The 15,273-nt window shown below is 63.8% G+C and carries 12 protein-coding genes; 3 read left to right on the top strand and 9 right to left on the bottom strand.

What is annotated here, in order from left to right:
* Positions 1–64: 64 nt before the first annotated feature.
* Positions 65–2,008: a sigma-54-dependent Fis family transcriptional regulator gene (locus tag ACZBJS_RS26695; protein WP_463439476.1), complete on the bottom strand. Its 1,944-nt coding sequence runs from the start codon at positions 2,006–2,008 to the stop codon at positions 65–67.
* 284 nt (positions 2,009–2,292) lie between these two features.
* Between ACZBJS_RS26695 and ACZBJS_RS26690 the strand changes: the two genes are divergently transcribed.
* Positions 2,293–4,101: an NAD(P)-binding domain-containing protein gene (locus tag ACZBJS_RS26690; RefSeq protein ID WP_463439475.1), complete on the top strand. Its 1,809-nt coding sequence runs from the start codon at positions 2,293–2,295 to the stop codon at positions 4,099–4,101.
* A gap of 191 nt (positions 4,102–4,292) precedes the next feature.
* Here the strand turns inward: ACZBJS_RS26690 and ACZBJS_RS26685 are convergent, their stop codons facing one another.
* The 7 genes from ACZBJS_RS26685 to ACZBJS_RS26655 all read right to left on the bottom strand — a co-directional run bounded on the left by ACZBJS_RS26685 (position 4,293) and on the right by ACZBJS_RS26655 (position 11,359).
* Positions 4,293–4,712 carry a CBS domain-containing protein gene (locus ACZBJS_RS26685; RefSeq protein ID WP_057015376.1) on the bottom strand — a complete coding sequence of 140 codons (420 nt, stop codon included), beginning with the start codon at positions 4,710–4,712 and terminating at the stop codon, positions 4,293–4,295.
* Between the two features lie 251 nt (positions 4,713–4,963).
* Entirely contained in the window at positions 4,964–5,434 is a 471-nt protein-coding gene (locus ACZBJS_RS26680; protein ID WP_176937234.1) for an aminoacyl-tRNA deacylase, read from the bottom strand.
* Between the two features lie 120 nt (positions 5,435–5,554).
* Entirely contained in the window at positions 5,555–6,367 is an 813-nt protein-coding gene (locus tag ACZBJS_RS26675) for a pentapeptide repeat-containing protein (RefSeq protein WP_463439474.1), read from the bottom strand.
* Positions 6,368–6,656: 289 nt separating this feature from the next.
* Complete coding sequence (locus ACZBJS_RS26670; RefSeq protein WP_463439473.1) at positions 6,657–7,214, bottom strand: hypothetical protein; 558 nt, start codon at positions 7,212–7,214, stop codon at positions 6,657–6,659.
* Positions 7,215–7,403: 189 nt separating this feature from the next.
* Positions 7,404–9,242, bottom strand: coding sequence for a DUF1963 domain-containing protein (locus tag ACZBJS_RS26665; protein WP_463439472.1), 1,839 nt, complete (start codon positions 9,240–9,242; stop codon positions 7,404–7,406).
* A 190-nt stretch (positions 9,243–9,432) separates the two neighbouring features.
* On the bottom strand, positions 9,433–10,671 hold the full coding sequence (locus ACZBJS_RS26660) for a CaiB/BaiF CoA transferase family protein (RefSeq protein WP_463439471.1): 1,239 nt from the start codon (positions 10,669–10,671) through the stop codon (positions 9,433–9,435).
* Complete coding sequence (locus tag ACZBJS_RS26655) at positions 10,658–11,359, bottom strand: haloacid dehalogenase type II (protein ID WP_456783185.1); 702 nt, start codon at positions 11,357–11,359, stop codon at positions 10,658–10,660. The genes ACZBJS_RS26660 and ACZBJS_RS26655 overlap by 14 nt, the downstream gene beginning before the upstream one ends.
* A gap of 95 nt (positions 11,360–11,454) precedes the next feature.
* Between ACZBJS_RS26655 and ACZBJS_RS26650 the strand changes: the two genes are divergently transcribed.
* The gene (locus ACZBJS_RS26650; protein ID WP_229191655.1) at positions 11,455–12,357 is read left to right on the top strand and encodes a LysR family transcriptional regulator; all 903 of its coding nucleotides are present in this window, start codon (positions 11,455–11,457) and stop codon (positions 12,355–12,357) included.
* Here ACZBJS_RS26650 and ACZBJS_RS26645 read toward each other — a convergent pair.
* On the bottom strand, positions 12,354–13,763 hold the full coding sequence (locus ACZBJS_RS26645; protein WP_253588313.1) for an MFS transporter: 1,410 nt from the start codon (positions 13,761–13,763) through the stop codon (positions 12,354–12,356). The two genes, ACZBJS_RS26650 and ACZBJS_RS26645, sit on opposite strands and share 4 nt — an antisense overlap.
* Positions 13,764–14,061: 298 nt before the next feature.
* On the opposite strand from ACZBJS_RS26645, the gene ACZBJS_RS26640 reads away from it, so the two are divergent.
* Positions 14,062–15,213: a YXWGXW repeat-containing protein gene (locus ACZBJS_RS26640; RefSeq protein WP_463439470.1), complete on the top strand. Its 1,152-nt coding sequence runs from the start codon at positions 14,062–14,064 to the stop codon at positions 15,211–15,213.
* The last annotated feature ends 60 nt before the right edge of the window (positions 15,214–15,273 follow it).

Here is a 15,273-nt window from a genome sequence, read left to right as displayed (position 1 = left end):
CCACCGTTCGGCAGGGATGTCGTATCAGACGGTGGCAGTCAGCGACGGCGGGCAGCGACTGCGCTCAGGTCAGGTCTTTCGGCATCGTGATGCCGAAGCGGAGAATCTGGCGATGGATGGTCGAACGATCGACGCCGCGTTCGCGTGCCACCTGCGAGACATTCCAGCGATTGTTGCGCAACGCCGCAAGTAGCGCATCGGCTTGCCGCGACGTCGCCGCTCTGCCACGTACCGGCTTTCCGGAGATATCCTCACCCAGGGGATGAGCGATCCGGTCCGGCAGATCGGCAAGATCGATCGTGCCGTCGTTCGACAGCGCGCAACCATGATCGAGCGCATTGATCAGCTCGCGGATGTTGCCGGGCCATTGGTACTTGAGCAGCGCGCTGCGCGCGCTTGCCGTCAGCGCATAGTTGGCCTTGTGCTCCGTCGAAAGCCGATGCAGGGATTGATCGATCAGCCACTCGATATCGGTGCGCCGACGCAGCGGAGGCAGCGCAAGCACCGCGCCGTTGAGGCGGAAATAGAGATCCTCGCGGAACTGCCCCGCCTTCACAAGCGCGACGAGGTCGCGATGGGTGGCAGCGATGACGCGGACATTGAGCGGGACCGGCCGGGTGCGGCCGACCGGGGTCACCTCGCGCTCGGCGAGCACGCGCAACAGGCGCGTCTGCGACGAGATCGGCATGTCGCCGATCTCGTCAAGGAACAGGGTGCCGCCGTCGGCTTCGAGCACGAGGCCCTTCTTGCCCTTGGCCGCCGCTCCGGTGAAGGCGCCTGCCTCGTGGCCGAACAGCTCGCTCTCGATCAGGCTTTCCGGCAGCGCGGCGCAGTTGACCGCGACGAAGGGCCTGCCTGCCCGCGCACTGACCGAATGCAGCGCCTTCGTCAGGTGCTCCTTGCCGGTGCCGGTTTCGCCGGTGATGAGCAAGCCCATCTGGGTGTTGATGAGCTTGGCGGCGCGCGTCACCACGTGATGCATGGCGGGATCGCCGCGGAACAGGTTTCGTAGCGGCGCCGGAAGCGCCGACTCGCTGCGGGAGGAGGCCGGCGCCGCCAGCTTGTTCGGGGGCGGCAAGGTTTGCGCGAACAACGTCGCGCCGCTATTGGCTAGCCGCAGCGTACGTTGGCCGGTGGGGCGCGAATGGGCGAAGCGCGGCAGATCGTCGATGGTGCATTCGAAGATGTCGGACACGCCGAAGCCGTCGGCCCGCAGGCGAAGGTCCGGACGTTTGGCCAGTTCGCGGGCGAGCAGCTGCCTCGCGCGATTGTTGAAGCCGATGATGTGGCCGCTGCTATCGACGGCCATCACACAGTCCGGATCGACATCGGCGAATTCCGCGGAGCCGGACAGCTTGATGATCCATTCCTGCCGGAAACGGTTTAGCAGATTCGCATTCTCGATCTTGTGAGCAAACGACTTGACCAGTTGCAGCGCCAGGAGCTGGCTGGCCTTCGGTTCCGGCGAGCGCAGCGCGGAGATATCCAAGACCGCAGCGAGCTTGCCGCTGGGATCGAAGACCGGCGCGGCCGTGCAGGTCAGCGGAATATGGGTGGCGTCAAAATGGTCGGATTGATGCACCGTCAGGGCTTCTTCGGTCGCGATGCAGGTGCCGACTGCGCAAGTGCCGGCATGCGGCTCGTTCCAGTCGGCGCCGAGATAGAGGCCGGCCCTGCGAAGCGTGTTGTTGAATGTCGGATCGCCGATGAAATCCACCGTGATGCCCCTGGCATCGGTGAGCAGCAGCACGTAGCCGAGTCCGGCGATCTGACGATACAGCATCTCGACGCCGAAGCGCGCCGTGTGCAGGAACTCGTCCATGGCGTCGCGATGCTCGCGCAGCCGCCCGGACGTTACGATATGAGCGTCGCGCAGCACCAACGGATCGAGCTTGTGTTCGGAGACGCATCGCACCCACGACTGATGGATGATTGCGTCACGCGCGCTGCTCTGGCCGTCCGCAACGCGAACCAGCTCGTCGATGTGCGCAGCCCGCTCCGTCGTCACGGCTGATGCTCCTGGATGTTTCCCCGCACGTTGTTGCGTCGAGTGTCACTCGGATTGTGCCGCCGATCAAGTTTGTTGCGTGCAACACCTGTTGCATGACGCAACAAGTGAGGCGGCCTGGCGCCGACAGCTAACGCGAGGAAATGCCGAGCGTTTTTCGAGATGCGCCGCAATGGCATGAGGCTTGCTGACATGGTGGTCGAGGCAAGATTCGACCTCGCTAACAAACGCGCCGGACCAACGACGCAAAGGCGATCGACGCCGGCATATGGGAGAATGAAACCATGCTCACGAAGGCCCCGGACGGAAAGACCACCGCGCTGCTCGACGAGTTCAACGTCGCATTGTCGTCGGGTGACATCGAACGCGCGATCGCGCTGTTCCAGACCGATTGCTACTGGCGCGATCTGGTCACCTTCACCTGGAACATCAAAACCATGGAAGGCAAGGATCAGATCCGCGACATGCTTCAAGCGCGGCTTGCGGATAGCAAACCGTCGGGATGGTGCATTGCCGATGGCGAAGCCGCGAGCGAGGCCGGCGGCATCATCGAGAGCTGGATCGAATTCGAGACCGATGTCGCGCGCGGCTATGGTCACCTGCGCATGAAGGATGGACGCATCTGGACCTTGCTCACCACCATGGCCGAGCTCAAGGGACATGAGGAAAAGTCCGGCTCCACCCGTCCGCTCGGCGCCAAGCACGGCCATTGCAAGGACCGTAAGAGCTGGCGCGAGGAACGTGACCAGGAAATCACCGAGCTGGGTCATGCAAAACAACCCTATGCGCTGATCATCGGCGGTGGCCAGGGCGGCATCGCGCTTGGCGCGCGGCTGCGGCAATTGAACGTGCCAACCATCATCATCGAGAAGAACGAACGCGCCGGCGATTCCTGGCGTAAGCGATACAAGTCGCTCTGCCTGCACGATCCGGTCTGGTACGACCATCTGCCCTATATCGACTTCCCGAAAAACTGGCCGGTGTTCGCGCCGAAGGACAAGATCGGCGACTGGCTGGAGATGTACACGAAGGTGATGGAGCTCAACTACTGGAGCTCGACCACGGCGAAGTCGGCCAAGTATGACGAGAAGGCCGGGGAATGGACCGTCGTGGTCGAGCGCGACGGCAAGGAGATCACGCTCAAGCCGAAGCAGCTCGTGCTGGCGACCGGCATGTCGGGCAAGGCGAACTGGCCCACCTACAAGGGGCAGGACATCTTCAAGGGTGAGCAGCAGCATTCCTCGACCCACCCGGGGCCGGAGAAATATCGCGGCAAGAAGGTGGTGGTGATCGGCTCCAACAACTCCGCCCACGATATTTGCGCGGCGCTATGGGAAGGTGGCGCCGACGTCACCATGGTGCAGCGCTCGTCCACGCATATCGTGAAATCCGACACGCTGATGGATATCGGGCTCGGCGCGCTCTATTCGGAGCAGGCGGTGGCGAGCGGGATGACCACGCGCAAGGCCGATTTGATCTTCGCCTCGTTGCCCTACAAGATCATGCACGAATTCCAGATCCCGCTCTACGAGCAGATGCGCGAGCGCGACAAGGATTTCTACGCCGCGCTGGAGAAAGTCGGCTTCATGCATGATTGGGGCGACGACGGCTCCGGCCTGTTCATGAAGTACCTGCGCCGCGGTTCGGGCTATTACATCGACGTCGGCGCCTGCGATCTCGTGATAGACGGTTCGATCAAGCTCAAGAGCGGCAAGGGCGCTGCGGTGCGGGAACTGACCGAAACCGGCGTCAGGTTCGTGGACGGCAGCGAACTCCCCGCCGATCTCGTCGTCTATGCCACCGGCTATGGCTCGATGAACGGTTGGGCCGCCGACCTGATCTCGAAGAACGTCGCCGACAAGGTCGGCAAGGTCTGGGGTCTTGGATCCGATACCACCAAGGACCCCGGCCCGTGGGAGGGCGAGCAGCGCAACATGTGGAAGCCGACCCAGCAGGAGGCACTTTGGTTCCACGGCGGCAATCTGCACCAGTCGCGGCATTACTCCCAGTATCTGGCGCTGCAACTGAAGGCGCGGATGGAAGGCATCCCAACCCCGGTCTACGGCTTGCAGAAGGTTCATCACCTCGGTTGATCGACCGGGCGATAACGAGATGTCGGGCGGATCGTCGTGCGATCCGCCCCTCGACAGATCGGATGGAGATCGAACTGTGCCGATCGCCGTCCAGCTTCGGGCCGATGCCTGCGAGACAGCCGGCACCGGTTGCCTTCCCGGTTGACCACGATACTGGCCGGTCTGCCAGCTTCCCGCAGACCGGCCTCGCCTCAATGATGAGCCGACACGCTCTTCATGCATTGGGACAAGAGATCGGCACCGGCAAAGTGGCCTACATCGCCCAGGCTGATCATGCCAACCATCCGCTTGCTCTTGTTGATCACAGGCAGTCTGCGAATCTTCAGCGTTTCCATGTGATGTATAGCTTTCGTCAGATCGTCGTCTTCCCGGCAGCAGTGGATGCCTTCGGTCATCACATCCCGCGCTGTGGTGCGCGCAGAGTTGAAGTCCTTGCTCGCGAGACCTTTGCAGACGAGGTCGCGATCCGTCACCATCCCGATCAGACGATCGTCTTGCCCGATCGGAATGCAGCCGATGTCGTGCCCTTGCATCAATTTCGCGATTTCGGTGATTGGCGTGTCGGGGCTCACCCAATCGACGCCCTTGTGCATCACGTCCTTGACTTTCATGGAGGACCTCCCGTCCAAGGCAGCACCCCCTCGCTCGCAATTATACAACAGAGCTGGCGCGACTGCATGCGTGCTGCGCCCTAAGGCACGATGAAACCGGGTCGAAGCGTTATCGCGCTCGAGCCCCTTGCTTGAGCATGATCTCCGCGCAAGCGCGTTCCTCCCTTGTCTCGGGGAAGAGCCGCTTCGCACCCCTCCGGATCATGCTCCAGTCGGGGCGCACAGCTAGATGGTCCCGCTGTCACGCCGCCTCAGTCATGCGCACTGAAGCTGCCATGCAGGGAACCGGCGGTCAGGCGTGCGAATTGCGCACGACCGAGATGAAGCAACGTCTCATGATCGCCGGCTTCGATATAGATCTCGGGCTGCATCCGGATGCTGTCATCAACGATAACGTCGAGCCCGTAGCAGCTACCGGCGGCGGGAACCGCCCCGTGCGCACAGTCCGTGAACAGCCGATCGATCTCGCCTTCAGCGGCCATGGCGATATCGTCACCGAATCTCGCCCTGAGATCCGCCAGCCTGAGGTGATGCGATGCCGGCAGCACGGCGAGCAGATACCCGTCGTTGCGGCGCAGCACAATGGCCTTGGCCAAGCGATCGCCCGAGACGTGACAAGCCTGGGCGGTAAGGGCTGACGACATCGTCAGTACGTGCGGGATTTCGTCGTACTCGATGTTTTCTGCAGCGAGATAATTGTGCAGTTTGGGAGAAATGGTCATGACGTCACCTCCGGTGCGACATGCAACCATCCACCGTGGTCCTGCCCGCCGCACGATGAGCGGCTGCGTGGTTCTCAAGACAGAACATAGGTCTTGTCGCAGGACACTGCAATTCGATCCCTAACGGGGGCGCCGCGCCAAGTTCAAGTTCCGGGCCTTGTCCAGATTGCGGGCCTCGGCCAGCGCCGCCGCGCTCGGCAACAGGGCCGACGCAAGGTCGGCCTCGGTGAAATCTGCGCCGGCGACATTGGCGTCGGATAGGTCGGCTCCCGCAAGGTCAGCTCTATGGAGGCTGCAGTTCGCCAAATTGGCATTCTGCAGTTGCGCAAATTCGAGATCGGCGCGCGAGAGATTGGCGCCGCTTAAATCCGCGTTCCGCAGATCGGCGGATTTGAGCACGCCACGCATCAGGCCCATCGATTGGTTGCGCATATCAGCGCTCAGATCGGCGCCCGCAAGCCTGGCCCCGATCAGGCTGGCACCGGAAAGATCGGCGGTTATCCGAGCGCCGCTCAAGTCGGCGCCGCCAAGCTTGGCGCGTTGCATCTGCGTGCCGAGCAGCGATGCCTTGACGAGGGACGCCCCCGTCAAGTCTGCGTCGATCAGCCAAGCCTGGTTCAAGATAGCCCGATCGAAGCGGGCGCCTTTCAGATTGGTCTGGTTGAGCTTTACGAGATGAAGGTTGCCGCCGGAGAAGTCGAGGCCCGAGAGATCGAGGTGCGACAGTCGCTTTCCATCCAAATCTGCACTGCGTCCGTCCCCTTGAGGGATCGATTTGAGGAGCGCATCGACCTCGGCGCGCGTCATCTCCGACGCCGTCATTTCCGGACTGTTGAGGTCGACACTCCGCAGCATGTCCTGCGACACGGCGTCAGTCGAATCAACCAGCAGCGCCGCTATTGACACAAAGGCAAATGCGAGACGAAACGACATCGCCGTCTCTCCGCCGCTCAGAAACCCGGTATTGTCTCTTGTATTCTCCGGGTTGGCCGCGCCGTCAGGTTAGCTGGCCGGCTCCGGCCTATGCCAGAGTATGAAACCGGATATCGATCCTGGCAATGCCAGTGACCGTCTCAGCCGGAGCAGGACGAGGCGAACCAAGCCAGGCGCGGAATATGGTCGGGCACCTTCATGCCGCCGGAGGAATGGCGCCGGCTCAACCCGAGGCCTTGTCCCGATTGACGGGACGTCACCAACACCTCGCGATGCACCACCGAGCCAGTTAACGCAGGATCAGCCGGCCGCGCTCGTCAACAAGCGCCGGAAAACGGGCCGCGAGAGTAGCGGTGAGCGGCGCATTCTGCTCGACCACTTGAAACGTCATTCTGCCGAGCCGGTAGCCCGCCCCGAAGGCGGCGGCGAGATTGTCGGACGAGACCACGACAACGGATTTAGGCTTGCTCGTGTCGGTGAACGTCACCAGCGTCGGATAGTCCTTCGGGCGCAGGACGCCGGATGGCTTGGCTTTGACAGCCGCGCTCATCGTTCTCGCGTTGTCGCCGGACGGAAGTGGCGGCGCCAGCTCGCGATAACCGAGAACCTGGACGACGATATGCGTCATGCTGCTCAGATAGCTGTAATTTCGATCGTAGTTCGTCGCGAACAGAACCTTTCCGTCGCCAAGATCCACAAATGGGGCTTCGCCGTGCACGGTGAAGCCACCACCCCAGTCGGAACCACCAGCGCCCGGCATCGGGATCAGGAATTCCCGCTCAAGGCGCAACTCCATGACTGAAGAGCCGGACCTCATTCCGCCGGGGGTTTCGACCTCGATGGTCATCCGGTAGCGCAAAGATGCCTGCGGCGTACTGCATCGGACCAACAGCCACGCCAATGCAATGGCCATGACGGCAAGAATGACAGGCCGTTTCAAAAGGACACCTTTGCGCAGCCAGCAATCGGATATTGGCCGTCTTTCGCTTCGCTGATCATTCGGCTGCCACCGGCAACCGCCTTTGCGGCGGATCTGTCAATTCGATACATCCACCCGCACATGTCTGAAGTCGTACCGTTCAAGATCGGAGCGGGAGATCGAGACGACGAGGTCGCTGACGTCGCCGCATCTGAAATGCGTGAGATTGTTGCTCGGAAATTGCAGCAGCATGACCGAGTTCGGCTTGTTTTCGATAAAGTCCGCGCACCAGCCGCGCGGGGCGCCGCCGATCTGGAGCGTGGCTTGCTCGGCGTCGAACGCCCAGTCGGTCTCAAGCGGATACCGGGCCGCCGGGATCACTGCATCGGGATCGTCGGCGTAAAGCTGCTTGGCGATTTCGGAGCGCAACACCCTGTACCCCGTCGACCAAAACTCCGGCAGCGCCTGATCGGCCGCACGCTCATCGAGCAGCCGATAGAGCGCGGTCCACTCGTCGGGCACGAACGCGGCCTCGCTCTGGCGATTGCGGATCCTGCGCATGACCGCTTCCAGCTCTGCGACGAGCGCCTCGGCCTTCTGCTGCCTGCTCCGTGCGATGGCGGGCCTCTGGCCCTCGCTTGCCTCGGCCGTTCCGAACCTGCGCAATTGCTCATGCGCCCAGTCGCGCTCGCTCTCCGCGCGCCCGCGGGCGTCTGCCCAGCTTTCGGGCGGCGGCAGCCCGCGACCATGCGCCATCGTCGTCTCGAGCGCCGCGGCGTTGTCGATCCAGAACGCGTAGTACAGTTTGCGAATCCCGCGAACCCGCGCCGCATAGGCTTCCCAGTCCTGCGGAAACTTCTCCCTGTATTCCAGCCAGCCGGCGAGATCGGCTGAAACGCCCCTGTCGGGCGACGGCATCCGTACGTCGGCCTGAATATCTCGTTCAAGGTCCTGAATGAGCCGAACCAGCCCGGCATATCTGCGCCCTTGCTCGGTATCGGGCGGAAACAGAGGCGCTTTCGATTTCACCCAGATCGGCGCCAGAAAACCCTCGCCATTGGCGAGCTCGATTTCCGACTTGTCGAGCGCCGCAACGAAGCTGCCGCCACGCTGCAAGGTGATCTCGTCGTGCAGCTCCTTGATGCGCAGGACTAGTTCGGCGTGGGACAGCCAGCTTTGCAACGAGAATGGCTGCTCCGCTTCGGAACGTGCCAACGCCTCGCGCAGCCATTCCGCTGTTTCAGCGAGTTGCTCGAACGCAGTCACCAGCTCCTTGCGCGGCGGCTTGAGCCGCGCTTCCTGCTGCCGCGCCGCGTCGGTCAGACGCGCCGCCCACGCCCTCGATTGGGCAAGCGCCTCCTGCACGAGCAGTTCGAGCGTTCTCCAATCGATCGGCTGAAGCTCCCACGATGCGATGGCGAAAACTGCATCGGCAGAAGGATTGCGCCGCAGCCGGTTTGGAGCGCAGCTTTCGCCGTCGATGGGATGCACGAAGTCGAGCGGCCATCTGGGCGGCGGTGCCAGCAGCCCGTCATACTTGTCATCGACCCAATACAGACCCGTGGCGCTCTTCTGCCAGGCGCGTTCGTTGCCGCGTTGCGGTCCGAGCGTCGGTTGATGGATCACCTTCACGTCGATACGGCCGACGGACACGGCTGCGAAAAATGCCAGCCACCCCGCCCTCGGACCGACGCCGCCCCACAGGCTGGGCGGCAAGGATGCGCAATTGATCTGGCAAAGAAACTGATACGGCTGGCCGTCCCTGCCGGGCCATTGGAAGGGATCGGGAAGCTTTGGATTGCCGCCGATCCAACCGATCTCGGCTGCCGCCGGACGAGCCGGAATCGCAGCGCGCAGCCATACTGCATTCCGGTCATGCGCGGCCGGGTCCTCATCCGAGGCCTTGGCAAGCATCTCCAGATTGTACGTTAGGAACTTGGCAATAAAGTCCTTCATCGCGCGCCGCTCCTCAACCTGGGCCAGAATATCGGCGTCGATTCAGGATTGCGCCATCCAAATTCCGTATCTTGGAAAGCGAGTTCTTAATTCCCGCGGACGGGCGCGCTTGATCAGGTAAAGGCCAGGACTGTGCTACGCGCCATTTCGCCGCACGTTGGGCGGCGCGGCGCGACCGCAGCGGCGCCGCTCACATCGACGATCGCACGAACGTCCGTCCAAAGTCGCCGAACGCGCCATCGACCGCTGACCTCTCGAGCCGATCGTCGCTCCAGCCGAGCCATTCCGCAAACACCTCGCTTGTGTGTTCGCCGAGCATCGGCGGCGGCGTGGACGGCGCCGGCGGTTCGTCGCCGAACCGCGTCGGCCTCGCGATGAACTTCACATCTCCCGCGGCCGGATGGCTGATGGTCTGGACCATTCCCCGCTGCGTGAGTTGAGGCGTTTCGCAGACCTCGCCGACCGACTTGATCGCGCCGCACGGAATGCCCGCCGCGCCGAGCGCCTGCAGCCAGTCGGCGCGACTTCGCCGGGCAAAAATCGGCGAAAGGATCGCGACGAGCTCGTTGCGGCTCGCCGCTCGCTTCGGAGCGGTTGCGAAGCGGATGTCCTCGCGCAGCTCCGGACGGCCGACGACGCCGCAAAACGCCGCCCAGAACTTGTCGTTCGCGACTCCGACATTGATCCAGCCGTCACTCGCCTCGAACGGTTCACACGGGCTGATGGTCGGATGGACATTGCCGCGGCGCTTCGGGCTTTGTCCCGAGGCGAAGTACATGCCGGCGTTGAACGTCAGCAGCGATGCCATGGCGTCGAGCATGGAGACGTCGACCCGGCCGCCCTCGCCGATGCGGCTCTTGCGCATCAGCGCGGCCAACACCGAATGCGACGCATAAAGGCCCGTGACGAGGTCCGCGATCGACGTGCCGACCTTGGTCGGCGGTCCGTCCGGATCGCCGGTGATGTCCATCACGCCGGATTCGCCCTGTAGGATCAGATCGTAGCCGGGGCGCGCGGCGTCGGCGCCGGTGCGACCGAATCCCGAGATGCTGCACAGGATGATGTCGGCCTTGCGGCCGCGCAACGCGTCGAAGCCGAGCCCCCATTTGTCCAGGGTACCGGGGCGAAAGTTCTCGATGACGACGTCTGCGACGGATGCAAGATCGAGCACCGTGTCGCGCCCGGCCGGCGACTTCAGATCGATGGCGCAACTTCGCTTGTTGCGGTTCACCGACAGGAAGTACGCACTCTCGCCGCCGATGAAGGGGGGTCCGTAACGGCGGCTTTCGTCGCCTTGACGCGGATCCTCGATCTTGACGATGTCGGCACCGAGATCGCCGAGCTGCATCGTGGCAAACGGGCCGGAGACCACCCGGCAGAGGTCGAGGACCCTGATGCCCGACAGCGGCTCGCGATCAGACGATCGCATCGGCGAGGTCCTTCATCGACGGCACCAGGATATCAGGCTGATGCGGCGTGATGCCAAACGGGCGGCTGCGCCGATCGATGAAGGCCGTCCGCATGCCGGCGGACTTGGCGCCGATGCAGTCGAAGGCATGATTGGCCACGAACAGCACCTGCGCCGGCTTCACGCCCATGATCTCGGCCGCTTTGGTGTAGGTCGCGACATGCGGCTTGAACGAATTGGCCTCCGCCACCGAGATCACGCGATCGAACGGGACCTTGTGGTATTGCTTCGCGGTCTCGAGCATGTCCGGATCGCCGTTCGAGAGCACGATGAGCTTGTACTTGCGTTGCAGCCGCGCGAGCGCGTCCGGCACCTCCGGAAACGGCACCAGCTTCTCGATCTCGCCCACGAGGTAACGCACATCGTCCATCGTGTAGTCGATCTTCGCGCGATCCATGACGTGGGCAACCGCGCGGTGCCCGATCTCGCGATAAGGCGTGTGCTCGCGATGCAGCAACGCATCGATCATCGAGTTCTCGAAATGCGTGCGACGCCACCACGTGACGAAGGAATCCGGATCGCCCCTCCAGCCCTTCTTCTCGAGGAACGGCGTCGCGATCCTGGTCAGGCCGCCCTGCATGTCGACGACCGTGCCGTACTGGTCGAACATGCAGATCTTCACGTCGCGCTTGATCGTCTCAAAGCTCATTGATGCCCTCCTTGGTCCTGATCGATTGATACGCCCTGCGCCATCATGGATGAAATGGATTTGTTATCTTTCGTCATTCACGATATGAATGATGGATGAACCTTCGATCCATCGACCTCAATCTGCTCGTCGCGCTGGACGCATTGCTGACCGAGCGTCACGTCACCAAGGCGGCGGATCGCGTCGGCCTCAGTCAACCGGCGATGAGCAATGCGCTCAACCGGTTGCGCGCGATGTTCAAGGACGAACTCCTGGTGCGGACCACGACCGGGATGAAGCCGACGCCCCGCGCCACCGAACTGGCGGAGCCGCTGCGCCAGGTCCTGCGCCAGGTCGAGCGCGTGATGGCGAGCGACGCCGGCTTCGATCCAGACCGGACCGAACGCACCTTCACGATCAGGATGTCGGACATTCTCGCGTGCCTGCTGCTGCCGCGACTCGCCGCAGCGCGGCCGCCGGAGGGGCGGATCTCCTACAACACGATCCATCTGCCGCCCGCCCTGACGATCGATGCGCTCGAGCGGGACGAGATCGACGTCGCGGTGAGCATGGGGCTCGAGCATTCCGCATCGATCCGTTCGGAAACGCTGCTGCGCGACCGCATGGTCTGCCTGATGCGACGCGGACACCAGATCAAGCGCGCACGGCTGACCTTCGACCACTTCATCGCGCAGGAGCACATGAAGGTCTCGATGAGCCCGACCGACCTTCGCTTCGTCGACGACGTGCTCGCCGAACGCGGCCATCGAAGACGCATCGCCCTGAACGTGCCGCACTGGCTGGTCGTGCCCCATGTCTTGAAGAAGACCGATCTGCTCGCGGTGATGCCGAGGCACCTCGCGACCGTGCTGATGGACGATGATCTGAGGATGGAGGAACTGCCGTTCGAATCCGCGCCGTTTGACTGGATGTTGTACTGGCACCGCAGATACGATCAGAGCAACGCGAACGGCTGGCTCCGCGACCGGATCAGGGCGGCCTGCTTCGACCTGAACTAGGCGCCGAGGTCCGCCGGCCTCCGCGCCATGGGCGATTGACGTGCTGCCTCGGCGTCCGTGACGGCCGATGCGTCCTCTAAAGAGCGCCCCTTGGTCTCGAAACCGAACACGAGGAAGACCACGGCCTGGAAGACGAGGATGCCGGCCAGGGTCGTCAGCACGCCGGTCAGCCCCTGCCAGGCGAAGATCGCAACCACGACGTATTGAACCAGCGCGGTCGCGATGCGTCCGGATGTGGCGCAGATCGCCGTGCCGCGAAGCCGATACCGCGTCGGAAACAGTTCGGGGACGTGCATCGCGAACCCGGTCGCCAGCATCACGTAGATCGCCGTGATCAGCAGGAAGCCCACACCCGCGAGCGCAACACCATCCGGCATGTATGGATAGGCGATACCGAGCGCCGCCGCCGCAATCGACGAACAGACGATCGACAGCCTGCGTCCGAGCCGGTCCGCCAGCACGAGCCCGATCAGCGATCCGACCGGGCCGCCCAGCGCCATCACCGTGGTGTAGCCCAGCGAGGAAACCACGCTGTGGCCGCCCTTGACCATGAAGGTCGGCAGCCAGCCGATGAACCCGTAGAGGCTAAAGCCGACGACGATGTGCAACAGGCTGCCGAGCAGCGTGCGCGCGAGATACGGCGGCTGGAACAGACGCCAGACCGCGCCGGGAGACTCCTGCACCGGCGCGCGGGCAGCGACGGCAGGCAGTGTCGCCTTGCGCGCGGCCTCGACTTCGATCGCCGACAGGATCTTCTCGGCTTCATCGGCGCGTCCGTTGGCGGCGAGCCAGCGCGGCGATTCCGGCATCGACTTGCGCAGAATCCAGACGACCATCGCAAGGCAACCGACAAGGCCGAACATGTAGCGCCATCCAAGCGTCGGGATCACCCACAGGCCGACCATCGACGAGACGAACAGCGAGAAATTGGTGATCACCGCCAGCAGCCCGATCCAGCGCCCACGCGAGGAAGCCGGCACGAATTCCGTCAACGTCGCGTAGCCGACCACGATCTCTGCGCCGAGGCCAATGCCGATGATGAAACGCAGGCCGATCAGGACGATCATGTTCGGCGCGAAGGCCGCGGCGATCGAGGCGAGGCCAAAGATCGCGAGGTTCATCTGATAGGAGAAGCGGCGGCCGAACCGATCGCCGAGGATGCCGGAGCACCACGCGCCGATCGTCATCCCGACGAAGGTCGCGGAGACGAATGCGGCGTTGAGCTCGAGCGTCGACCAGCCTTCCTTGAGCACGGCGCCCAGCACGCCGCCGGCCAGATAGATATCGAACGCGTCGAGGAACATGCCGGCGCCGATCAGGGCCATGATGCGCCAGTGGAATCCGCAGATCGGTAGCCTGTCGAGGCGCGCGCCCGCGTTGATGTCGATGTCGGCGGATCGCGCCATGCCAAACCTCCCTGCCCGGCCTTTGGCAGCCGGATGCTCCGGGCACCGATTGATGACGCGCAGGGGGTCGTCGTCCAATTCAAATCGAAAATTCGACTATTTGGCGCAGTGATGAAGCTGACGCGACCGCACCGTCGCGTTCCATCCTGACACCGAGCTGACTTGCATTCGCCGTCGTTAACGATCGCGCCGTCGCGCGATCTCGAAATCACGGTGTCAGCACAAACATTCACAACGGGTTCATGTCGCCGCCACTATTCGACTCCAACGCTGGGGGACGAAGATTGGAGTATGTGCCATGCGCCGCATCGCCGGACTGCCTTTCGCCCTGGCTCTCAGCCTCTGCTGTCTTTCACCGCCACACGCTGCGCGCGCGCAGCTTGCCATCGGCATCACCGTCAATGCGGCGCCGCCGCCATTGCCGGTTTATGTCCAGCCGCCGATCCCCGCGCCGGGCTACATCTGGACTCCGGGCTATTGGGCATGGAACGACGACACCGGTTACTACTGGGTGCCCGGCACATGGGTGCTTCCGCCTGCGCCCGAATTGCTGTGGACCCCCGGCTATTGGGGCTGGAGCGACGGCGCCTACGCCTTCCACGCCGGATATTGGGGCGCAACCGTCGGCTTCTACGGCGGCATCTCTTATGGCTTCGGCTACACCGGCGTCGGCTATGAGGGCGGCTACTGGCGCGGCGGCAGCTTCTTCTACAACAGCTCCGTCAACAACATCTCGAACGTCTCGGTCACCAACGTCTACAACAAGACCGTCGTCAACAACACGACCAACGTCAGCTACAACGGCGGCACCGGCGGCACCACGGTGAAGCCGACGCCGCAGCAGCTCGCGGCCCAGAGCGGGCACCACATGGCCGCGACCGGCGAGCAGACGCGACACGCGGAAGCGGCGATGAAGAATCCGGCGCTGACGCTCACCAACAACCATGGTCATCCGGCGGTCGCGGCGACCGCGCACGCAGCACGGTTCAGCGGCGCCGGCGTGGTGGCCGCGCGCCCGGGCAAGCCGATCGCGGCGCCGCCGCCCCGACATGCGCAACCCACGGCCGCACACGCCTTGCCAACGGGACATGCTCTCCCGACGGGGAATGCTCCGCCGCCAGGACATGCCCTGCCGACAGCAAATGCTTCGCCGGCCGGACACGCTCTACCGACGGGGAACGCTTTGCCGCCGGGACACGCCTTGCCGACTGCGCATGCTCTCCCCGGTGCCGGCGCACATCCCGCACCCGCGCCGCACGTCGCTCCGCCGGCGTCAAGACCGCAGCTCGTGCAGCATGCACCGCCGCAGCCACGCGCGGTCGCGCATCCACCGGCGCCGCGCGTCGCGCAAGCGGTTGTGCATCGGCCCGCGCCCCCGCATGCGTCACGACCGGCGCCGCGGCCTCATCCCGCTGCGAGGCCGCATCCGGCGGCACGCCAGCACTCATGATCGGGCTCATCGGCGTGCCTGCAAGGGCACGCCGATGTCGTATGAGACCCCATCGCGGGC

It is taken from the genome of Bradyrhizobium sp. KZN70725, from assembly GCF_055264925.1.
This window is presented reverse-complemented; position numbering and strand designations above follow the sequence as displayed.

Bases quoted from the DNA above. Each gene is read 5' to 3' on its own strand.
- ACZBJS_RS26660 (WP_463439471.1), bottom strand. From the start codon at position 10,671: ATGCGATCGTCTGATCGCGAGCCGCTGTCGGGCATCAGGGTCCTCGAC.
- ACZBJS_RS26655 (WP_456783185.1), bottom strand. From the start codon at position 11,359: ATGAGCTTTGAGACGATCAAGCGCGACGTGAAGATCTGCATGTTCGAC.
- ACZBJS_RS26665 (WP_463439472.1), bottom strand. From the start codon at position 9,242: ATGAAGGACTTTATTGCCAAGTTCCTAACGTACAATCTGGAGATGCTT.
- ACZBJS_RS26685 (WP_057015376.1), bottom strand. From the start codon at position 4,712: ATGAAAGTCAAGGACGTGATGCACAAGGGCGTCGATTGGGTGAGCCCC.
- ACZBJS_RS26670 (WP_463439473.1), bottom strand. From the start codon at position 7,214: ATGACCATCGAGGTCGAAACCCCCGGCGGAATGAGGTCCGGCTCTTCA.
- ACZBJS_RS26680 (WP_176937234.1), bottom strand. From the start codon at position 5,434: ATGACCATTTCTCCCAAACTGCACAATTATCTCGCTGCAGAAAACATC.
- ACZBJS_RS26645 (WP_253588313.1), bottom strand. From the start codon at position 13,763: ATGGCGCGATCCGCCGACATCGACATCAACGCGGGCGCGCGCCTCGAC.
- ACZBJS_RS26640 (WP_463439470.1), top strand. From the start codon at position 14,062: ATGCGCCGCATCGCCGGACTGCCTTTCGCCCTGGCTCTCAGCCTCTGC.
- ACZBJS_RS26650 (WP_229191655.1), top strand. From the start codon at position 11,455: ATGAACCTTCGATCCATCGACCTCAATCTGCTCGTCGCGCTGGACGCA.
- ACZBJS_RS26675 (WP_463439474.1), bottom strand. From the start codon at position 6,367: ATGTCGTTTCGTCTCGCATTTGCCTTTGTGTCAATAGCGGCGCTGCTG.
- ACZBJS_RS26690 (WP_463439475.1), top strand. From the start codon at position 2,293: ATGCTCACGAAGGCCCCGGACGGAAAGACCACCGCGCTGCTCGACGAG.